Below are 21760 nucleotides of genomic sequence, written 5' to 3'. Positions count from 1 at the left end.
GGTCATTTCTGAAACCCTTCCAAAACTCGCGACAGATCCATGAGCACTACATGAGATCCCGCTAAAAAAAAGGGGATTGCCTTAGGGCATGGTTAACAATTACATCTTATAATTGAGACCACACAGCATCCAGTTGAGATGTTCCTTCGCATGACGCGACATAAAATCACGTTTTAAGACTGAGTTTCGTAGTCGATCCCTTGAGCCTCAAGGAGCGAGAGGAATTCGTGCGCGTTTTCGTCAGTGATAACAGTGTCTTGGCTACCGCGTTTATGAAGCGGGTCATCAAAAGGGAAGCGGGCCTGGCCATAGGGGACCAGTGCGCATTCCAGGTGGCTTTGACGACCTGCTTGGGCTTCAGCAGAAACCTGGCCGGTCTGTTCTTTACAGGACGGTCGCCGCAAGGTGCGTACGACTTATCAGCGACAGCAACTCCCAAACAGCTTCCGATAGAGGATATACAATGTCTTTCTACACTCAAATGAAGAAATCTTCCAAATCTCATGCGGCTGTAGCGGAGATACAGCGCATCAGGGTTAGTATCGCAGACGGAAATCTATCCGGGCGTGCAAATCTCGATGCAGTCACTGGCGAAGCCAGAGAGATGCTGATTGCTGTCAACGAATTACTTGAGGCCAGTATGCAGCCGATGCAAAAGCTCGGGGCATCTATCGCAAACATGTCAGGTGAGCACGACAAGGGCGACATCGATATCAGGTTACCTTCAGAGGACTTCAAGGGCGACTTCGCTGTGATGGCCAAAGGCATTAACGACATGGTCGGCGGACATATCGCGGTCAAGAAAAAGGCCATGGCTTGCGTCAAGGAACTTGGGTTGGGCAATTTTGAAGCACCGCTCGAGCAGTTCCCCGGCAAAAAAGCGTTCATCAATGAGACAATCGAAACCTTGCGCGCCAACCTCAAAGGTCTGATCTCTGAAATGAATACGATGTCGATCGAGCACGATAAAGGCGACATTGATGTCTTTGTGCCGGTTGAGAAATTCAACGGCAATTTTGCCACGATGGCCAAAGGCGTCAACGATATGGTCGCGGGCCACATCGCGGTTAAAAAGAAGGCCATGGCCTGCATCAAGGCGCTAGGTGAGGGCAATTTTGAAGCGCCGCTCGAACAGTTTCCTGGCAAAAAAGCGTTCATCAATGAGACAATCGAAACCTTGCGCGCCAATCTCAAGGGCCTGATTTCCGAAATGAATACGATGTCGATTGAGCACGACAAAGGCGACATTGACGTCTTCGTGCCGGTCGAGAAATTCCAGGGCGACTTTGCCCTGATGGCCAAGGGCGTCAACGATATGGTCAGTAGCCACATCGCCGTCAAAAAGAAGGCCATGGCCTGCATCAAAGAACTGGGCGAGGGTAATTTTAATGCGCCGCTCGAACAGTTCCCAGGCAAAAAGGCGTTTATCAATCAGACGATCGAGACGCTGCGTGGAAATTTACGGGCGATTACCACTGAACTTCAGCGCTTGATTGCGGCGTCTACAGCCGGCAAGCTCTCTGAGCGTGGCGCAGCCGATCATTTCGTCGGGGATTTCGCCAAGCTGGTCTCCGGAATCAACGGTATGTTGGACGCTATCATTCTTCCGATCTCCGAGGGCAACCGCGTTCTTCGCCAGGTGAGTTTCGGTGATCTCACACAGCATGTGGACATCGAATGCGAAGGCGATCATGCGAGCATGAAGAATGCGATCAACAATATGGTCGACAACCTGCGCAACACAGCAACCATAGCCGACCAGATCGCCAGTGGCGACTTGACCGTCGAGCCGGAGCCACTTTCAGACAAGGACACGCTGGGAATAGCGCTTGTGTCTATGGTTGAGCGCCTTCGCGGGGTTGTTGCCGACGCATTAACCGCAAGTCAAAATGTTTCAGCGGGTTCGCAGCAGCTCTCCGCCGGGTCAGAGCAGCTTTCGGAAGGTGCGACCGAACAGGCTGCGGCGGCTGAAGAAGCCTCTGCATCCATGGAGGAAATGGCGGCCAATATCAAGCAGAACGCTGATAATGCTGCTCAAACCGAAAAGATCGCCCGCCAATCCTCGAAGGATGCTGAAGCTTCCGGCGAGGCCGTCAACCGGGCCGTTACCGCGATGCGCACGATTGCCGATAAAATTTCGATTGTGCAGGAAATCGCCCGTCAGACTGACCTTCTCGCTCTGAATGCCGCCGTGGAAGCAGCCCGTGCTGGAGAGCATGGCAAAGGCTTTGCAGTTGTTGCCTCTGAAGTGCGAAAGCTTGCCGAACGCAGCCAGTCAGCCGCCGCCGAAATCAGCGGCCTGTCTGGACAGACTGTGCAGGTTGCCACCGAAGCTGGTGGAATGCTGGCGCGTCTGGTTCCCGACATACGTAAGACTGCCGAATTGGTCTCTGAAATCTCTGCGGCTTGCCGTGAGCAGGATATCGGTGCCTCGCAGATCAACGAGGCGATCCAGCAACTCGACAAGGTGACACAGCAGAATGCCGGCGCTTCGGAAGAAATGTCGGCAACCTCTGAAGAACTCGCAGCACAAGCCGAGGAGCTTCAGACCTCCATCGCCTTCTTTAAGGTCGACAATGCTGCTGACGTTAAAGGGCAAGCATCACGCAACCAGTCGACGAAGGCCCGGACGAAGAGCAATATCTCAACAAAACCGGCAGCCATGGCCCATATGTCCAAACCCGGCCACTCCGTTGCAGGCCAGCAGGCCCGCGTAAAAGGCTGGGTGCTCGATATGTCGATGGGTGGTCCTGATGCTGAGGATTCCGACTTTCAAGAAAGGGCATAACCACTAAGTGATGATAGGGTAGACGCCCACGGTCGCTCGATTATTTCGCTGAGTCCGGCATGAAGCTGGCCGGCATTCCGATCAAAGACTCGGAAATGGATGGCGGCGATACAGTGGATTACAAAGTTGCGTCCCTGACTACCCTCGATCCAGACCGTGCTCTCGCCGCCAAGCAAGAGCACGGTCGGGCTATTGGCTGTTTGACGCAAAGGCAGGATCACGATAGGCATTATAGGAATTAGGAACGGCGATCCTGCCAATGCAAAGCATTGCCTAATCTCACGCCCAAGGAAATATCCTATGATGTCGAATGAGAGCCTGCTTGTATTTCTTGTTGTTGGCGCCCTTGCTGGATGGCTTGCTGGCCTGGTGGTACGTGGTGGTGGATTTGGTCTGATCGGAGATATCCTTGTCGGTATCATCGGCGCATTCATCGCGGGATGGCTCTTCCCCCGCCTCGGTTTCAGCCTTGGTACGGGCATCGTCAGGGCGATTGTCAACGCTACGGTCGGGGCAATCCTCCTTCTGCTGCTCCTCAGGCTCGTGCGACGCGCATAAATCACTGACAACTCAGGGGGCCTGGCCTGCTGCCGGTTTTCAGACACCGAGTCAAGCTAATCCCGCCTTGGGTTCAAAATCATTAGACATGCATTTCAAACAGCGTGTCATGGCTGGCCACAACCATGCGCCCATCTGGGCCGATCCAGCCGCGAAACATGCCCGCTGTGTTGTACGGTGCGGTAACGGAGCCATCTGCGCCAACTGCCACCAACCCGGCTCCGATCTGATGCGGGGCAAGATCGGTGAAGACCACATGCTGGCAGGCATCTTCCAGATTTTCGCCCAAATACCGCATGCGGCTGGCGATTTCGTGGCCCACGGCATGGCGGATGAAAAACTCACCCTTGCCAGTGCCGGAGACAGCCACCACGCCATCGCGGGCGTAGGTTCCGGCTCCGATCACAGCGGTGTCACCAATGCGGCCCACGGGTTTGTTGTTGAAGCCGCCGGTGGATGTCGCGGCGGCGAGGTGGCCGTGGCTGTCCAGCGCCACAGCGCCGACCGTGCCATGTTTTTCGGCCTCGCTGGCAAGGGCTGCCGTTCCGGCTTTGGCGTGTTCTTTCAACGATGCCAGTGCTTTGACCCGGCGCTCGGTGGTGAAATAGGACTGTTCCACCATCGGCAGGCCATATCTTTGGGCAAAGGCATCGGCAGCACTTGCCCCCAGCATCACGGTCTCGCCGCTGTGCATCAGCTTGCGGGCGGCACAAATCGGGTTGCGAATGGCGCGTGCCATGGCAATGGCGCCGGCCTCAAGGGTGTGGCCATCCATGATAGAGGCATCCAACTCGTGTTCGCCATCGGTGTTCAGCGCTGCACCATGGCCCGCGTTGAAATGCTCCGAATCTTCCATCACCATCACGGCGGCTTCTACAGCGTCGAGAGCGGATGCGCCCTGTTGCAACAAGCTCCATCCGGCCTTTAATGCGCGTTTGAGGTCAGTGCGGGCGGCTTCCCATTCGCTTTCCGGCATGTCGGCCTTGTTCATCACGCCGCAGCCGCCATGGATGGCCAGCGCAATGGGATTTGGTTTGATATCGCTCATGAATGCCTCGAAATGCTTTAAAAAATCGCCCGCCGTTAGCGCAGCATGGTGGACATGGCGGATAGGCTGTTGATCATGCGCACAGCGTGTTCCACCGTGGGCGCTTCAAACGCCACCTGATTGCCGCCGGTGCGGGCAAGCGTCGGCCATTGGCAAAACAGATCGGCAAGCTTGGTCGATTGGGTTTCGATGGTCACGGCAATGGGGCCAGCCAGGGTGAATTTGGGTATCTGCCCCGCCTGTTGCACCGCAGCCCGTGCGCCCTCACGAATGGCGAGGCAGGATTGCGATGGCGACAGGCTGACGCCGCTGATGCCGCCCGATGCCTTTTTGGTTTCGACAAACACGGTTTTGGGAAACAGGTCTTTGTTCTCGGCAATGAACACATCGTCGCCGCTGCCCATAATCACGGGCACGCCATATTCCCCGGCCAGAGCGCCATAAATGCCCGCTTCGCCCAGTTCCTGCCCATTGAGGAATATCCGCGAAAAGGCAAAGCTGTTGATGGTGTGGGCCAGAATGCCAAAGCCTTGACCACGGGAATGGTAGCCGATCAGGCAAACGCCATCGACCCCAAGTTCAACGCCAGACATCATGCTGAGATAGCGCGGCTTGCCTTGAATGGCACGGGCGCGTGGGTCCAGCCGATCTGGTGGCATATTGCGAAACGAGCCGTGGGAATCGTTAACAAAAACCTCTGTTGCCCCGGCATCAAAAGCCCCGGCAATGGCGGCATTGGCTTCATCGGCCATCAACAGGCGGGCACGTTCATATTCGCCATTGCCAGCACGGGTCTGCTCCGGGTGATAGACGCCAGCGACCCCTTCGATATCGACAGAGATGAGAATTTTCATGGGAAACTCCAAGATAGAAGAGGGTTATTTCCGGTCGATTTTCGGATCAATCGCATCGCGAAGACCATCACCCAACAGATTGAAGGCCAGAACGGTGACGAAAATCGCAAGGCTTGGAAACAGTGCCACATGCGGTGCATTGACCATATCAGCTCTTGCGTCATTCAGCATCGCACCCCATTCCGGCGTTGGTGGCTGTGCACCGAGACCGAGGAAAGAAAGGCTCGCCGCCGTGATGATCGATGTGCCAAGCCGCATGGTGAAATAGACCACGATCGATGAAAAAGCGCCCGGCAGAATATGGCGAAACAGAATGATGAAGTCTGATGCACCAACGCTTCTGACCGCTTCAATGTAGGTCATGTTTTTCAGCACCAGCGTGCTGCTGCGCACCAGTCTGGCAAAAGCAGGCACAGAAAACACAGCAACAGCGGCCACCACATTGACCATGGAGCTGCCGAGAATGGCAACAATGCCCAAAGCCAGCAAAATACCCGGAAAGGCAAACAGCACATCGCAGATGCGCATGACCACGCGATCCCACCAGCCTTCATAATAGCCCGCCAGCAGGCCAAACACGGTGCCGATAAAGCCGCCGAGCGTGACAGACAACAGGCCTGTGGCCAGCGAAATGCGCGCGCCCATCAAAATACGGCTGAAAATATCGCGGCCCAGTGGATCAACGCCAAACCAATGGCTGAGGGACGGCCCGGCATTGATCATGTCGTAGTCGAAAAAGTTTTCGGCGTCATAGGGCGCAATCACGGGTGCTGCGATGGCCAACACCATCAGAATGACAATGAAGGCCAAGGCCCCAAGCGCCACAGGCTGACGCTTGAACTTGCGCCAGAACTCACTCCAGGGGGTGCGCACAGCCCGACTGGTCTGTGTAACGACGGCAGATGTTGAATTGCTCATGGCCGGCTCATTTATAACGGATTGTCGGATTGATGACGCCGTAGAGCAGATCCACGACAAGATTGATCAGAATGAATTCCAGCGAAAACATCAGCACAAGCGCCTGAATCACCGGATAATCCCGCTGGTTCACTGCATCGACCAGCAAACGGCCAACGCCCGGCCAGTTGAACACTGCCTCCACCACAATGGAGCCGCCCAGCAGAAAGCCAAACTGCAAGCCCATCATGGTGACAATCGGGATCAGCGCGTTGCGCAGGCAATGTTTGGCAATCACCACTTTTTCGTTCAGCCCCTTGGCGCGGGCAGTGCGCACAAAATCTTCCTGAATCACATCCACAAAGGCGGCACGGGTAAAGCGGGCCATCACGGCGGCGACGCCTGCGCCCAGCGTTATCGATGGCAGGATGTAATGCCACCAGCTATCGGCCCCAACGGTGGGCAGCCATCCGAGCCAGACGGAGAAGATTTGCATCAGCAACATGCCCAGCGCAAAGGCCGGAAAGGAAATGCCAGACACGGCCACGGTCATGCCCAGCCGATCCGGCCAGCGGTTGCGAAACACGGCAGAAAACACACCAATGATCATGCCAACGGACACCGACCAGATCATACTGGTCAGCGTCAGCAGCATGGTGGGCATGAAGCGCTCACCAATTTCGACAGATACCGGGCGATGGGTGCGGATCGACACCCCAAGGTCGCCATGCAACATACGGGTGAAATACTCGACAAATTGCTGGGGCAGCGGCTTGTCGAGGCCCAGTTCGCTGCGCACCAGCGCCACGGTCTGCTCGTCCGCATCCTGCCCGGCGGCAAGGCGTGCCGGATCACCCGGCAGCATATGCACAAACAGAAACACCAGAACGGCGACGATCAGAAGTGTGGGCAGCAGCCCGAACAGGCGCTTGAGAAAATAATTGAACATGGCAACCGCAGCGAAAGCCTTCAGGGAAGATTGGATGTCCCGGCGCTAGATCAGCGCCGGGATCGCGTTTTCAGGACGTCTTATTACTTGAGCGCAATGTTCGAGCTGTCGATATTGCCATCCGGCATGACGTAGACACCTTCAAGCTTCGTTGCCGCAGCCGAAACATTGTTTTCGGTCACCAGCGGTGCCCAGGGCAGATCCTTCATGATCTGTTCCTGTGCATCGGCGTAGAAGGTCTTCTTCTCGTCTTCCTTGGTGGTCTTCATCGCCTTGGCAATCAGATCATCCACAACAGGATTGCTGTAATAGGCCGTGTTGCTCAGTTTTGGCGGCCAAGCCTCAGTGGCCAGCAGCGGACGCAATGCCCAATCGGCTTCGCCGGTCGAAGATGACCAGCCAGCATAATACATCCGCACCTTTGCGGTCTTTGGATCGGGAGCTGTCTGCACCCATTCTACCCGCTGGCCGGGTTCAAGCGCCTGAAGCGTAACCTTGATGCCAACCTGCTGCAATTGCTGTTGCAGGAACTGAATGGCCTTTTGCGCCGTGGTGGTGGTGTAGGCGCTCCACAGGGTGGATTCAAAGCCGTTCGGATAGCCAGCTTCCTTCAACAAAGCGCGTGCCTTGGCTGGATCGTAGGGCCATGGAGCAATCTTGTGGGCGTAAAGCACGCCTTCTGGCACTACACCTTCGGCAGGTTTGGCAAAGCCGCTAAACGCCACCTTGGCAAGGGCCTCTTTGTTGATGGCATAGTTGATGGCTTGGCGCACGCGCAGGTCATCAAACGGCTTTTGCAGCATGTTGAAGCTGACATAGCGCTCGATGATGGATGGCGAAACCGTCACCTCAAGCTTTGTGTTCTGCTTCAGCGTTGCCACCTGCTCATAGGGCATGGGGTAGGCGAAATCAGCTTCGCCCGTCTGCAACATGGCAGCGCGGGTGTTGTTGTCTGGCACTGGCTTCCAGGTGATTTCATCGACCTTCGGGAAGCCTTTGCGCCAATAGCCATCAAACTTCTTGGCCTTGACGTAATCGGTCTGCTTCCATTCGACAAATTCGAACGGGCCGGTGCCAACCGGATGGAAGGCAATTTCCTTGTTGCCCCATTTTGTCAGTGCTGCCGGAGAAATCATCGCAGCAGAGGCATGGGTCAGCGAGTTGATGAACGGGCCAAAGGGCTGCTTCAGCGCGATGCGCACTTCAAGCGGCGAGACAACCTCAACCTTGTCGATCTGGTTGAACTGGTTAAAGCGAGACAGCTTGTTGTCCGGGTTGCGCACACGGTCAAAGTTGACCTTCACGGCATCCGCATTGAAATCAGTGCCGTCTTGAAATTTTACACCGTCACGTAGCTTGAATGTATAGACCAGACCGTCATCAGAGACAGTGTAGCCCGTTGCCAGAACCGGCTGCACCTTCAAATCCTTGTCGAAGCCAAACAGGCCCTCATAGAAGGACTTTGTCACAGCGGTGGTCAGCGTTGTATTGGTGTTATAGGGGTCCAGCGTTTCAGCCTGCGTATTGAGGGCCAGAACCACGCTGCCAGCGGCAAGTGCCTGTCCCGCACCAATAGTGAGAATGCCTGCCAAGACCGTGGCAGATGCGAGCCGGGAAGAAAATCTATGCTTCATCAATATCTCCTGTGCTGGTTAGGTCAGTTCGGTAAGTGGTGAATTACATTTCAAACGCGCCAACGCTGTGCTTTGCGACGAAATGGCCGGGTGATACCTCGTGCAAGGCTTCTACCACTGGCTCATCGCCCTTCTTGCGCATTGGGCTTGGCAGGTCTTCAACAGCAAATTGCCGTTTCAAATGGCGACGGGCCGGATCGGCGATTGGCACGGCGGCCATCAGCTTTTTGGTATAGGGATGCTGCGGATTTTCAAAAATCGCCCGGCGCGGGCCAATCTCAACAATCTGCCCCAGATACATCACCGCCACCCGGTGGCTGACGCGCTCCACCACGGCCATGTCGTGGGAAATAAACAGATAGGAAATGCCCAGATCACGCTGCAATTCCAAAAGCAGATTGACGATTTGCGCCTGAATGGACACATCCAGCGCCGAGACCGATTCATCGGCCACCACCACTTTCGGGTTCAGCGCCAAGGCGCGGGCAATGGCAATGCGCTGGCGCTGGCCACCGGAGAATTCATGCGGATAGCGCTCAGAATGGGCAGCCGACAGACCCACCCGTTCCAACAGCCATGCCACGCGCTGTCTCGCTTCTTCGCCCTTGGCAATGCCGTGGATCAGCAGTGGTTCCATGATGGAAAAGCCGACAGTCAGCCTTGGGTCCAGCGAGGCGAAGGGGTCTTGAAACACCAGCTGAATGCTGCGGCGAAGACCGCGCAACTCGCTGGCCGGAAGATCAAGAACATTGCGGCCATCAAACTCCACGCTGCCGCTCTGGCTGTTGACCAGACGCAAGAGTGAACGGCCCGTGGTGGATTTGCCGCAGCCGGATTCGCCCACCAATGCCAAGGTTTCTCCAGCATGCAGATCAAAGCTTACCTTTTCCACCGCATGAACCGAGCTATCAACCCGGTTGAACAAACCGCGCCGAACGTCAAAGCGGGTGACCAGATCACGCACTTTCAAAATCGGAGGCAGATCAAACCGTGCTGGAGGTTGTTCTGCATGGGTCTGGGTGCTATCGGCCCCCACCAGATCAAAGGCGCGCGGACCATCGGTGCCCGCCATGGCCCCGAGACGAGGAACGGCGGCCAAAAGGGCCTTGGTATAGGGATGGTTCGGGCGCTCGAACACATCTTTAGACGCGCCATGCTCGACCTTTTCGCCTTGGCGCATCACCAGCACGCGGTCGGCAATTTCGGCCACCACACCCATATCATGGGTGATGAACAACACGCCCATGTTCATGTCGTCCTGAAGCTGGCGGATCAGCTGCAAAATCTGCGCCTGCACGGTGACATCCAGCGCCGTGGTCGGCTCGTCGGCAATCAGCAGGGAAGGGCGGCAGGCCAGCGCCATGGCAATCATCACCCGCTGGCGCATGCCGCCGGATAATTGATGCGGATAGCGGCCAAACACATGTTTGGCTTCTGGAATGCGCACCAGATCCAGCATCCGCAGCGCTTCTGATTTAGCGCCCGCCTCGCTCATCTTCTGGTGCAGGCGGATGGGTTCGGCAATCTGTTCGCCTGCGGTAAACACCGGGTTGAGCGACGTCATCGGCTCTTGAAAGATCATGGCAATATCCGCCCCGCGAATGCTGCGCATGGTCGGCGTATCGGCTTTTGCCAGATCCAGCACCTTGCCATTGCTGGGGCGAAACAGCATGGCACCGCTATCAATCCGTCCACCACCATGCTCAATCAGCCGCATCAGCGCCAGCGAGGTGACGGATTTGCCAGAGCCGGATTCACCCACAATTGCAAGGGTTTCACCCCGGCCAACCGCAAAGCTGACGTTGCGCACGGCCTGTATCCTGCCCTCGGATGTGGCAAAGGATACGGTGAGGTCATCGACCGCCAGAACCTGATTGTCCAGCAGAGAGGGTGCGGTTTGGGGCAGGGTCGCAGAAGAGGTCATGGCAGATCGTCTCAATGAGAAAGGGGCAGAGAATGCATCAGTCAAGCTCGGGGTCGTCATCTTCCACTGACGGTTTCGCCGATGTCCGATGAGGGTGGTTTGGGCCGCTGTGCAGATAGGGAAGCACGGTATCAACAAGCTGGGTGGCGGCTTGCATGGAGCGACCTGAGGCGTAAGACACGGCGGCAGAGAGGGACTCGATCAAGGCCAGCGCGCTGGCTTCGCAGCTGGCGAAATAATCGCTCTCGACCTGCGCAAACAGCGTCATTGTGGCATGGGCTACCAGCGGCGAGCTGGCATTGTCGGTCAGCGCCAGAACATCGGCCCCGGCATCGCGCAGGCGTTTTGCCAGCGTAACAGTATCAGCCATGTAACGTGGAAAGGCGATGGCGATGACAAGGTCACCGGCGCGAACATTGCGCAAAGCCCGCGCTGCGAAGGATGCACCCTCGACAGTTGCCAGCAGGCGAACATCATCACAAAACAGATCAAACCGCCGCTGCAAAAGGCCGCCAAGCCAGGCGCTGCTGCCAAGGCCAATGATGGAAATGCGGCGGGCGGACAAGATGAGACCGATAGCCCGCGATAGCGTCTCGGTATCGAGAGCCTGATGCGTTCTCTCAATGTTTCTGGTTATCATGGCCAGATTGTTGGCAAACACGTCTGCGGGGCTGGTTGCCGCATGCGACCGTCGTTGCAATTTTTCCACAGGCGCCAAAGCGGTTTCGTAACCCAGCACCAGATCAGCGCGAAATTGCGCATATCCAGCAAACCCCAGGGCACGGGCAAAGCGATTGACAGTGGGAACCGACACATGAACGATCTCGGCCAACTCCTCAGCCCGCATGGCGGCAACGCGCAACGGATAATCCAGCACGTAATCTGCGATCTGCCGGTGGGCAGGCGATAGCGTGGCCTGAATGATCCGCTGCGACATCGGCATGCGCTCTTGGGAAGATGTCAGGCTTTCAGTGTCCAAGATGCGAGTCCTGATTAAAAAATATCATGCGAGTCTCAGTATAGATATTTTTCAATCGTTCAAGCGAATTTCGGTGTAATTCTAGGCAGGCATGCGTTGTGCGTTATTTTTATGCAAAAACCTTGTGGCGCTGCGGTCATTTCTGAGCGCAAAAGCCTGCAAATTGCCTGATGGCAGCGATCGGTGTCATCTGCATCACCGGCTGATGTCTGGTTCGATAAGATTTTCCAGCTTACAGAGGAATTCTTGCTGGCCCAGTGCGATTGACTGTATTGAGCAAAGCCTATTTGCTTTATTGTGTTAACTGACAGCAAAAATTGCAATGAACCCGACCGATGGACGTTTGAGTGTGGGACGACGACTTGTAAGGCATCAGACGGTCCGGCCCGTGGAGGATCGCGATGCTCAGGGCCTCAGTCCTGAAGATATCGCAGATCATAACGGACGCGCTGTCTCTGCGCTTTTGCTGCGAGAAGGGCCGATGACACGTCAGGAGCTTGCCGCAAGGCTCAAGCTCACAGAGCCTGCTATTACCGGCATTCTCCAGCGGCTGCTGTCGGCAGGCCTTGTGTGCAAGGGCAATCGCCAGACCACTACACGCTATAAAGCGGCTGAATTTGCGCTTGTGTCATCCGGCGCTTACGGTCTTGGTGTTGAGCGTTGCCAGAATGGCGGCTCCCTTGCTTTGTGCAATCTCGCCGGTGATAGGGTGCTTTATCAGCGCTTTGATCAAGATGAAGCCTTCTTTACTGCTGTTCAGAAGATTGTGGGGGCAGAGATGGGCTTTCCCGCCCCCATCGGCGTCGGCGTGGTAATGAATGCAGACAAGGATGATGCATTCACATCAACTTTTGGCGAATTGCCAAGCTTTACCCTGTCCAAATCCGAGGCGGTGTTGGCCGGAGAGAGATTGTTTGGCATAGGCGAACCGGAAGGCGGGCTGGTTGTGGTGCTGATTGATGATCAGGTACAGGCGGGCTTGATCATCAATGGCCGTTTTTATCGCGGCACCCATGGCAGAGCAGGCGCGATTGGTGCCATGCGTCCCGGCCTGGCGGAAGGTACGCTGGATATGATGGCGAGTGCGGCGTCTTACAGGGCTTTCATTGCTGCAAGGGGTGAAAGTGAGGTTGAGCGCTGGATTGAACAAGCCGCCAGCCGCCTTCTGGACGGCGTTGTCACTATCGCGGGTTTCATATCACCAGGCGCCATGCTGCTAGGCGGACAATTGCCCGCCAATGTGATTGATCGGCTGATTGAAAAAATCGCTGAAGCTCGGCTGGGCAAAGAGCGATATTTTGTCCCCGCAGCCTGGATTCCGCCCGTACGCCCTTTAAGCTTTCCAGACCGCGACGCCGCCTATGGTGCTGCAATAGCACCGTTTATCGAACTGCTGCTGCCAAAATCGAATTGATCGGTGAAGGCCGGATCGCTGTCGTCAACGGTGAGCGGCTGAGATGGGCGGGATCGGCAGAGGGAAGACAGAGCCGGTCTGCGAGCGCCATGGCGGCAGCGCCAAGGGCTGCGGCATCTTCAGACGCCGCCGCACGGTGTAAGCTTGGGGCCAAGGCTCCCCGGCCGCTGATTTCCTCATGCACGTAGAGCAGCAATTCATCAATCAGCCGCACGGGTAAGCGTCCCCCCAGAATAATGCCATCAGGGTCCACCACCATTCCGATGTCGCTGACGGCTTCGGCAAGGTTGATGGCCATTTTCTTCAGCCAACCGCTGAGAAGGGCGCGTCCCCGTGCATCCAGCGTCAACAGATCCGCAGGTGTCGCCACATCCAAACCGTTGTCGGCAAGATAGTCGAGCAGCACGAACATTGACAGCATATCGCCCAATGGCCTTGTTTCCCCGGCAAAGGGGCCGGTTGTCACCGCCGTGGGCAGCCAGCCGATTTCGCCGCCCAGCCCGCCTGCGCCCTTGTGGCGCATACCGTCAATCACCAGACTACCGCCAAGACAGGCGGAGATGAGAATATAGAAAAAACTGCGCATTTCGGTGCCCAGCCCATATTCAATCTCACCCAAGGCTGCCGCATTGGCGTCATTGTCGATATAGATGGGATGGTCGGTAATATGCGACAGCGCGGCGCGCACGTCAAAACCGCTCCACTGGCTATAGGCGTCTGGCAGGCCAATCACCTGCACCTCGCCCAGCCAGTCGGGAATGGCAAGGCCAATGCCCGCAAGCCTCGATTCACGAATAACTTTGCGGCGCAGGAAAGACGAGACCGCATCTTCCATCAGCTTCACAAACGCATCCGGCAACAAAAAACGGGCTTCATGATGAATCCGCCCGCGCACGTTGCCGACGGCATCCACCGCCACAATCGTCAAGTGATCGCGGTCAATATTGGCTCCGATGGCAAAGGCCCCCTCAGGGTCAATCTCCAGCTCGATGGCCGGTTGGCCGCGCAAGCCTTGCCGGCGGCGCGCCTCCATCACCAGCCCTTCATCCAGCAGCTTATCGACAATGCGTGTGACAGCCTGCTTTGTCAGGCGCGAAAGCTTGGCAATTTCGGTGCGCGAGATTGGCCCACCACGGTGAATGGCGTTCAGGATGATGGCCCTGTTGAGGGCTGCAGCCTGTTCGCCATTGGCTCCGGAATAACTCATCGTAATCGTCAATCTCCTCGCTGCCGGGCTGCGGCAGCGAGGAAACCATGCACTATAGACGTGCGGGACGAAAGCATTTTCAAGCGGTTTTCGACAGACGCCAACTCTTCACCTCAAAGGGTTTTAGCGCGTCCGCGTCCACCGCTTCCATGGGTTCTTCCAAAATGCTGAGTGCTCCGCTCACAGTCCAGCCTTCACACGGCTTAAGCTCGAAGCTGCCCCGGCGACCGGCTGGCTCATACACCCGCACAATCAAGTCATCGCCATCTTCTGCAGGTTTGATGACTGATAGAGCGACCTCCAGCCCTGCCGCTTGCAACGGGCACCATTCGCCTGTTGCTTTATCTGACACAGGGATAGCAATCAGCGGCTGGTTCAGATCATCGGCTTCCTCGCGCACTTGTCCTTCATACCATGTGCCTTCATGAGGCATCAGCGCATATGTGAAGGACTGATACCCTTCATCGGCCAGCGGATCGGGATAGATGGGCGAGCGTAGCAGGGAGAGGCCCAGCACATTGCCACGGGCCGAGTGGCCATATTTGGCATCGTTGAGCAAAGCCATGCCAAAACCCGGTTCGGACAGATCAATAAACCGATGCGCCGGTGCCTCAAACATCGCCTCATCCCACGAGGTGTTGGAATGGGTGGGGCGCTCCACCACGCCATAGGCCACCTCACAGGTGGCGCGGGCTGCGCTGACGGCCACGCCATTTTCGGTGCGCAGCATCACCCGGCGTTCGTGCCAGTCGATCTCGGTGAAAATGTCGAGACGGCGGGCGTTGGCCGCAAGGCTCAAGGTCTGCACAATGGTGGAATCACGCCAGCGACGTTTGATGCGGATCGCGGCGCGGTGGGCGGTGTTTTCGACAAGTTCGATGGATTCGTATCCGCTTAACTCCTCGGATTTTTGGCCGTAATCCTCTTCCACATCCCAGGCATCCCAATTGCGCGGCTTATCTGCCGTATAGGCAAACAGCCGGTTAGCTCCACTCTCGACCGCTTCGCGGCCGGATGCTTTGTGCAGGATAGAGGCGATGGAGCCATCGTCGGCCAGCGTCACCTTGATGATGTCATTTTCCAACGTGTTTTGGGTGGCTTTCAGGCCCGGTTTGGGGCCAAGAGCGCTGGCGGGCAAAACCCTCACACCAAGGGCAGGTACCATGCCGTCAGCCGCTATGCTGCTATCACTCAGTGTCAGGCGGATTGGCCGGGGGCTGAGCGTGGGGTTGATCACCATCACCGCGCCATCGTTACCATCAGGCAATTGCGCAAGAATGGCATCGACGGCGGCTTTTTGCGCAGCTGCGCCATCCGCCAGCACCTGTTCAAGTTCGGCTTTCGCATCCACATAAACCTCGGCAATCGACGAGCCTGGAAGGATGTCGTGGAACTCGTTTTTCAGCACCACGCGCCATTCTGGCTCCAGTGAGCGTGGTTTGGCGGCCCCCAAAAGATGGCCAAGGGATGCCAGAGTTTCCGCTGTAATCAGGCTGCGCTCGGCCTTGCGGTGCAGTTTTTTGATGGCGCTTTGCGTGGTCAGCGTGGCGCGGTGCAGTTCCAGATAGATCTCGCCTTTCCACACGGAAACGGGCGTTGTTTTGGCCATCGCATGGGCGTCTTCAAAAAAGTCATGCACGCGGGACCAGCGGGCTTCCGGGATGGCGGGGAAAACACGAAGCTGTTCTTCTCGCACCACCATTTCCGGGCTGGGGCCGCCGCCGCCATCGCCATAGCCGACGCAGAGCAGCGTTGTATCGTGGCGGTCTTTCTGGCGATAGTTTTTCCAGGTTGGCGTGATGCAATCCGGGCGCACAAAGCCGTTATAGCCTTCCATGGGATTGTCGAACGAGTGAGCCAGCACCCGGCTGCCATCCAGCCCCTCCCACCAGAACAGATCGGCGGGGATATGGTTGCTCTCGGACCAATTGACCTTGATGGTGAAGAAGCTTTTCATTCCGCCCTGTTTGAGAAGCTGCGGCAGGGCTCCGGCAAAGCCAAAGCAATCCGGCAGCCAGCACACGCTATGGCGCGTGCCAAATCGTTTCTCGAAATAGCGCTGACCGTAAAGAATTTGCCGGGTCAGGCTTTCGCCAGTGGGCATATTGGTATCCGGCTCAATCCACATGCCGCCCAGCGTTTCCCACTGACCGTCCTTAGCGCGATCAACGATTTTGTCGAGCAGTTCAGGATCATCCTCTTCCAGCTGCCAGTAATAATGAGCGGTTGACTGGTTGAAGCGGAAATCCTTCGATGTTTCCATGATCGACAGTGCCGTATGGAATGTACGGCGCATTTTGCGGCGTGTTTCATCATAGGGCCACAGCCAGCACAGATCGATATGGGCATGGCCGGTCAATGCCACCTTGCCCTGTGGTGGGAAGCGTTCACGGAGTTCACCCAGGCGCGCCATCAGCGCTTCATAGGCCTGATCCAGTTTGGCGCGCTGGGCATCCGTCAGGCCTTCGGGGTCGGGTTTCAGCTCTGGAAGCTGCCAGATCTTTTGCTGCATCACCGCAGGGGCGGTGCGCGCCACATAGTCTGCCGTCGCTGATGGCCAATCGATGGCGTAAAAGGCCTGTTCGGCAGCATCCAGCAGATAAGGTACCACATCATGGCCTTGCAGCACCCTTAGCGCTTCGGCAATCTGGCGCATCAGCAGTCCCATGCGATCCACGGAACGGTCGATCCAGAACAGCTCCGCCCGTTCAAGCTTTGGTGCGCGTACCGGCTCACCAAACGGCAGGCGCGGAACGGATTGCGCATGGAGCGAAAAGCTCTGCGAAGGGGCTGCAAATTCGCGGTGATAGGGGTCCAGCCCGTAGCGCTTGAGAGAACCATCTTGCGCCGTGATGCTCAACAGGCTTTCGCCGCCGAGGTTGAGATAAAGATAGGTATCTGCCAGCGGCCAGCCTTCCGGCACGGTCACATCTGCCGTGAAGCCAATCGGCGGGGTCTTATGTGGCCAAGCCTCACCCACGGCAATGGGTTGGCCATTGAAACTCCAGCCGGTCAGCTCAACTGTTTTGCGGGCGCGCCAGAACTGGAATTCTGCGTTGCGAACTTCGATCCGTTCAAGGCGTTGGGTATAAGTCAGGCTCATGATAATTTCCTAAAATCTTTCAACAGGATGGGTTCAGCCCTTCACGGCTCCGGCGGTCATCGCGCCCAGAATAAGGCGCTGGAGCGAGAGGAAGGCGATGATGGCAGGCACCACCGAGACAAGGCAGGCCGCCGCGAGAAGTTGGATGGAGGAGTCATTTTGTGTGCCGGCATATTGAAAAATGCCGACGCCAATCGGGGTGAGGGATTCCTTGGTAATCAGCAGGAACGGCACCAGAAATTGCGACCAGCCGCTGATGACCGCGATGATGAAGGCCGAGGCAATGCCGGGCGTGGACAATGGCAGGATGACACGGATAAACACGCCAAACCGGGTGCAGCCATCCATCATTGCCGCTTCATCAAGGGTTTTGGGAATGCCGTCGATGGAGCCTTTCAAAATCCAGGTGGAAACCGGAACGGCAAGGGCCACATAGACCATGGTGGTGCCAAAATGGCTGTCCAGCAGGCCCATCGCCGCCATATAGCGGTAAAGCGGCACCATGATCACCAGCGGGGAGATCATTTGCACCGACAACAGCGCCATCATCCACGCGCCCTTGCCCTTGAACTGAAAGCGCGAAAAGGCATAGGCCGCAGGCAGGGCAACGATCAGGCAACCTGCCGCCGACAAGCACGACAGCTTCAGCGCATTCCACAGGTAGGAGATGAACTTGTCCGAGGACAGGATCATCGCAAAATTATCCAGCGTCGGCGCTTTCGGAATGAAGCGGGTGACACCCAGAAACACTTCCTTGCGGGTTCTGAGCGCCAAAGACAAAAGCCACAGCAGCGGCCATGCGAAAAAAGCAAAGGTGATGACCATGAAAATATAGCTGAGCGCATCGCCGAGACGCTCACTTGTGCGGGCTTTCATTGGTCATCTCCCTTTGGCAGGAAGGCGGCGTAGATCAAGGCAAGCCCCAGCGAGATCACCAGCATGAGGATGGAGAGCGCAGCGCCCGCCGCAAGATCATAATTGCGAAACACCACATTGAACGTATAGAGCGACAGCACTTCGGTCGCCCGTCCCGGTCCGCCACCCGTGAGCGAGATGATCGCATCGAAGGTGTTGAGGGTCTGGATAGTGATCAAAATCAGATTGACCAGAATGGCCGACTTCAACTGGGGCAGGGTGACATAGCGAAGTCGCTGATCGGCCCGCGCCCCATCCACCGCCGCAGCCTCATAAAGTACCGGGTCAATCGCCTTGATGGCGGCATACATCACCACCATGGAAAAGGCGGTTCCGCGCCAGACATTCGACAAAACCACCGACCACATCACGAGGTTGGGATCGGAGAGCCATTGTACGGGTCCAGCCCCCACAAGCCGGAGCAGGCTGTTCAACCCGCCAAATGGAGCTTCGTTAAACAGCATTTTCCAGATAATGCCACCTGCAATGCCCGGCACCACCCAGGCAATCAGCGCCGTGGTTCGCAGGATTGTCGCCCCGAATAGACCGCGCTTTTCCGCCCGCACCACCACCAATGCAATCACAAGGCCAAAGAGCTGCTGCGCCAGAACCGAACCCGCCGTGAAGGTGAGCGTGACCCACAGGATCTGCGGAATTTCTGCGCGGGTCAGCGTGTTGATCAATGTTGTGATGGTATAGCCACCATCATCCCCGAGCAGGGTGGCTTTGGTGAAAGCAAGGCGCAGCACATCCAGAACTGGATAAAGGTAGAAAATGCCGAGCACCAAAATCAGCGGCATAAGCCAGGGCGCTGCCTTCGGTCGGTGACGGCTTTGGGCGGCACCCGTCTGTTTGCCTGCCTGCAAGCTGATTGTTGCCATGGAGTGCACCTTTTGGATTCAAACCACAAAGCGCTGCGGAGCCCTTTGGCTCCGCAGTCTCAAGAGGCGGTTAATGGCGGTCAAATGCCGCAAGCGAAGCTTTGAAGGCTTCATCGACAGCCGCATCCGTGGCTTGCGTTCCCGTCAGCACCTTGCCCATCATGATCTGGATCTGATTGGAGATTTCAGGATAGACAGGCGCACCGGGCCGGGCCTGACCGACTTTCAATGCCTCCGAGAAAGCCTTGTTGATGTCAGAGGAGAAGATTTTATACTTTTCATAGAGATCTGCGCGGGTTGGCAGCTGCCCCTGAACCTCATTGGCAGGTCCCATATAGACATCGCGAGCCAGATCGGCGCACATTTTTACCTTTGCCGGATCGGAGGCAAAAGAGGCAACCGTCCAGCCACCCGTACCGGTCGATCGCTGATCCTTGGTGGGACCGGGCAGGGGCGAGAAGGTCCATTTGGCCAGTTCTTCCGGCTCAAGAGCGGCTTGCAACTGGCCATATTGCCAATTTCCACCGACAAACAGCGCCGTGGTGCCGGCTGCAGCGGCGGCATTGAAATCATCATAATTGCCAATGGTGGCCACCCGCTTGGGGGCAGCACCTGACTCTACCAGGTCGCGATAGTAATTCACCGCCTTGACGAATTTTTCCCGCTCAGCACCCTCGCCAAAGATCGGCTTGCCACTCTCATCGACCAGCTTGCCACCCTCAGCCCAGAAATTGGCCAGCCAGTCAAAAGTGGTGCCTTCATAGCGTGAGCCGTTGAACAGAATGCCTTCCATGCCCTCTTTCACGGAGTGCAGCGCAGCCTTTTTGGTGTCGTCCCATGTCTGCGGCGCATCGGGGATGATCTCCTTGTTGCGATAGAGAACCCGCAGATCGGTCGACCACCACCAGGCATAAATCTGGCCGTCAGCTCCGGTAACGCCCTCGCGAATGAAGGGGAAAAGCTGGTCGATCTCATCCTTGGTGAAATAGGGCGAGAAGGACTTCAGCACGCCGGCTTTTTTAAAAACAGGCAGCACGAAGGAGTCCACGGCTGCGCAGTCGGGCGCATTTCCCGACTTGGCCTGCTCGACCATGCGGGCCTGCTCCTGGCTGATATCCCCCGTCATCATCTGTAATTCAATGCGCCAGCCGGGGTGCTTGGCAATAAACTGATTGAACAGCTTGCCATAGCCTTCAGCCACAACCGGATCATTATTGCGCGGGCCGTCGGTCGTCATACGGAATGTCATTTTATTGGGCGCGTCAGCCGGGCCAACCGTGTCACCGGTGATCATGTCACTGGCATTCCCGCCCACTGGGGCGACCAACAGCGCGACAAGCGTCAACGCATGCCTGTTCTTTTTCATGTGCCTTCCTCCCAAAGTCGCATGCCGTTGAGTGCCATGCGTTAAAACCCTCAATCGCGGGCAAGCCTCCGCCCTGCGTCACCATCCGACACCCGCTGTCTCCTCCAACAGGCATCTTCCCTGATTGCACGAAATAGATTAAATCACTTTTGTTTTGCGTCAAGCGATTTGTCTGGGAGGAAATCATGGCTGTGGTGCGGATTGAAAATTTACGCAAGCATTACGGGGCCTTGGAGGTCATCCACGGTGTGGATCTAGAGGTTGGGGACGGAGAATTCCTGGCGCTGGTTGGACCTTCCGGCTGCGGTAAATCGACCTTCCTACGGATGATTGCGGGTTTGGAAGAGGTATCAGGCGGCGATATTTTCATTGATGGTATCCGCATCAATGACCTCAGCCCACGCGAACGCGACATTGCCATGGTGTTTCTAAATTATGCGCTCTATCCGCATATGACCGTGGCCGAGAACATGGGTTTTGCCCTCAAGCTCGCGGGGCATTCTGTGGCAGACATTCATGCGCGCGTGGCAAAGGCATCTGAGATCCTGGGGCTGGAACCATACCTGAAGCGCAAGCCCGCAGCTCTTTCAGGCGGGCAGCGTCAGCGCGTTGCCATGGGCAGAGCGATTGTGCGCGACCCGAAGGTTTTTCTGTTTGATGAACCTCTTTCCAATCTCGATGCTAAGCTGCGGGTGCAAATGCGCTCGGAAATTCGAGAATTACAGAAGAGATTGAAAGCAACAACCATTTACGTCACCCATGATCAGGTGGAAGCCATGACCATGGCTGACAAAATTGCCGTTTTCAACAAGGGCGTCCTTGAGCAGTTGGGCACGCCGCTAGAGCTTTATCACAGGCCAGCCAATCTCTTTGTCGCCGCCTTTATTGGCTCGCCACAAATGAATTTGGTGTCGGGCGAGGCGGCCCAGCGACACAGTGCAACAACCATTGGCGTAAGACCAGAGCATCTGGTGCTTTCCCAAGACCATGACGCCTGGAGCGGTCCCGTCGTGGTTGCGGAATGCCTTGGAAGCGATACGTTCATGACCATCGACTCCGCGCTCTACGGAAAGCTGCTCATCCGCACCAGCGGTAGCCATCAACCAAGGCTCGGCGAAATCATCAGCGCCAAGCCAATGGAAGGATGCCTTCACCGGTTCGATGAGAGCGGTAGGTCAATTCAAAAGCGGATATAGAAACGTGGGCGAATCTTCGTCTTAAATGAGCCCCAGAACGAACAAGA

16 protein-coding genes are annotated in these 21760 nt (G+C 56.7%); 4 read left to right on the top strand and 12 right to left on the bottom strand.

The annotated features are described in order from the left end of the window. Window positions 1–463: 463 nt before the first annotated feature. On the top strand, window positions 464–2788 hold the full coding sequence (locus tag FS819_RS25480; protein WP_156551288.1) for a methyl-accepting chemotaxis protein: 2325 nt from the start codon (window positions 464–466) through the stop codon (window positions 2786–2788). A 303-nt stretch (window positions 2789–3091) separates the two neighbouring features. Beyond that, window positions 3092–3346, top strand: a complete 255-nt coding sequence (locus tag FS819_RS25475) for a GlsB/YeaQ/YmgE family stress response membrane protein (protein ID WP_156551287.1) — start codon at window positions 3092–3094, stop codon at window positions 3344–3346. A gap of 82 nt (window positions 3347–3428) precedes the next feature. Here the strand turns inward: FS819_RS25475 and FS819_RS25470 are convergent, their stop codons facing one another. The 7 genes from FS819_RS25470 to FS819_RS25440 form a co-directional block, all read right to left on the bottom strand. After that, complete coding sequence (locus FS819_RS25470; RefSeq protein WP_156551235.1) at window positions 3429–4394, bottom strand: isoaspartyl peptidase/L-asparaginase family protein; 966 nt, start codon at window positions 4392–4394, stop codon at window positions 3429–3431. A gap of 35 nt (window positions 4395–4429) precedes the next feature. Then, a complete protein-coding gene (locus tag FS819_RS25465) occupies window positions 4430–5248 on the bottom strand; it encodes a M55 family metallopeptidase (protein WP_156551234.1) in 819 nt (272 codons plus the stop codon). A 24-nt stretch (window positions 5249–5272) separates the two neighbouring features. Continuing rightward, window positions 5273–6166 carry a glutathione ABC transporter permease GsiD gene (gene gsiD / locus FS819_RS25460; RefSeq protein ID WP_156551233.1) on the bottom strand — a complete coding sequence of 298 codons (894 nt, stop codon included), beginning with the start codon at window positions 6164–6166 and terminating at the stop codon, window positions 5273–5275. A gap of 7 nt (window positions 6167–6173) precedes the next feature. Next, window positions 6174–7094 (bottom strand): glutathione ABC transporter permease GsiC, encoded by a 921-nt coding sequence (gsiC, locus tag FS819_RS25455; RefSeq protein ID WP_156551232.1) that lies wholly within the window; start codon window positions 7092–7094, stop codon window positions 6174–6176. An 83-nt stretch (window positions 7095–7177) separates the two neighbouring features. Next, window positions 7178–8728 (bottom strand): glutathione ABC transporter substrate-binding protein GsiB, encoded by a 1551-nt coding sequence (gene gsiB / locus FS819_RS25450; RefSeq protein WP_156551231.1) that lies wholly within the window; start codon window positions 8726–8728, stop codon window positions 7178–7180. A gap of 43 nt (window positions 8729–8771) precedes the next feature. Continuing rightward, window positions 8772–10652, bottom strand: a complete 1881-nt coding sequence (locus tag FS819_RS25445; protein WP_156551230.1) for a dipeptide ABC transporter ATP-binding protein — start codon at window positions 10650–10652, stop codon at window positions 8772–8774. Window positions 10653–10689: 37 nt separating this feature from the next. Further along, complete coding sequence (locus tag FS819_RS25440; RefSeq protein ID WP_156551229.1) at window positions 10690–11631, bottom strand: MurR/RpiR family transcriptional regulator; 942 nt, start codon at window positions 11629–11631, stop codon at window positions 10690–10692. 481 nt (window positions 11632–12112) lie between these two features. On the opposite strand from FS819_RS25440, the gene FS819_RS25435 reads away from it, so the two are divergent. Further along, a complete protein-coding gene (locus tag FS819_RS25435; RefSeq protein WP_234624926.1) occupies window positions 12113–13045 on the top strand; it encodes an ROK family transcriptional regulator in 933 nt (310 codons plus the stop codon). On the opposite strand, the gene FS819_RS25430 is transcribed toward FS819_RS25435, so the two are convergent. The 5 genes from FS819_RS25430 to FS819_RS25410 form a co-directional block, all read right to left on the bottom strand. Continuing rightward, complete coding sequence (locus tag FS819_RS25430) at window positions 13014–14252, bottom strand: ROK family transcriptional regulator (protein ID WP_156551227.1); 1239 nt, start codon at window positions 14250–14252, stop codon at window positions 13014–13016. The genes FS819_RS25435 and FS819_RS25430 overlap by 32 nt on opposite strands. A 79-nt stretch (window positions 14253–14331) precedes the next feature. Beyond that, window positions 14332–17355 carry an alpha-mannosidase gene (locus FS819_RS25425; RefSeq protein WP_156551226.1) on the bottom strand — a complete coding sequence of 1008 codons (3024 nt, stop codon included), beginning with the start codon at window positions 17353–17355 and terminating at the stop codon, window positions 14332–14334. A gap of 33 nt (window positions 17356–17388) precedes the next feature. After that, window positions 17389–18231 carry a carbohydrate ABC transporter permease gene (locus FS819_RS25420; RefSeq protein ID WP_156551225.1) on the bottom strand — a complete coding sequence of 281 codons (843 nt, stop codon included), beginning with the start codon at window positions 18229–18231 and terminating at the stop codon, window positions 17389–17391. Then, window positions 18228–19070: a carbohydrate ABC transporter permease gene (locus FS819_RS25415; protein ID WP_156551286.1), complete on the bottom strand. Its 843-nt coding sequence runs from the start codon at window positions 19068–19070 to the stop codon at window positions 18228–18230. Before FS819_RS25415 ends, FS819_RS25420 begins: the two co-directional genes overlap by 4 nt. 151 nt (window positions 19071–19221) lie before the next feature. Beyond that, window positions 19222–20517: an extracellular solute-binding protein gene (locus FS819_RS25410; protein ID WP_156551224.1), complete on the bottom strand. Its 1296-nt coding sequence runs from the start codon at window positions 20515–20517 to the stop codon at window positions 19222–19224. Between the two features lie 185 nt (window positions 20518–20702). Between FS819_RS25410 and FS819_RS25405 the strand changes: the two genes are divergently transcribed. Beyond that, window positions 20703–21713: an ABC transporter ATP-binding protein gene (locus tag FS819_RS25405; RefSeq protein WP_156551223.1), complete on the top strand. Its 1011-nt coding sequence runs from the start codon at window positions 20703–20705 to the stop codon at window positions 21711–21713. Window positions 21714–21760 lie beyond the last annotated feature (47 nt).

Origin of the sequence: Allorhizobium sp. Av2 (genome assembly GCF_021462805.2) — a bacterium.
Lineage (GTDB): Bacteria > Pseudomonadota > Alphaproteobacteria > Rhizobiales > Rhizobiaceae > Allorhizobium > Allorhizobium vitis_G.
This window is presented reverse-complemented; position numbering and strand designations above follow the sequence as displayed.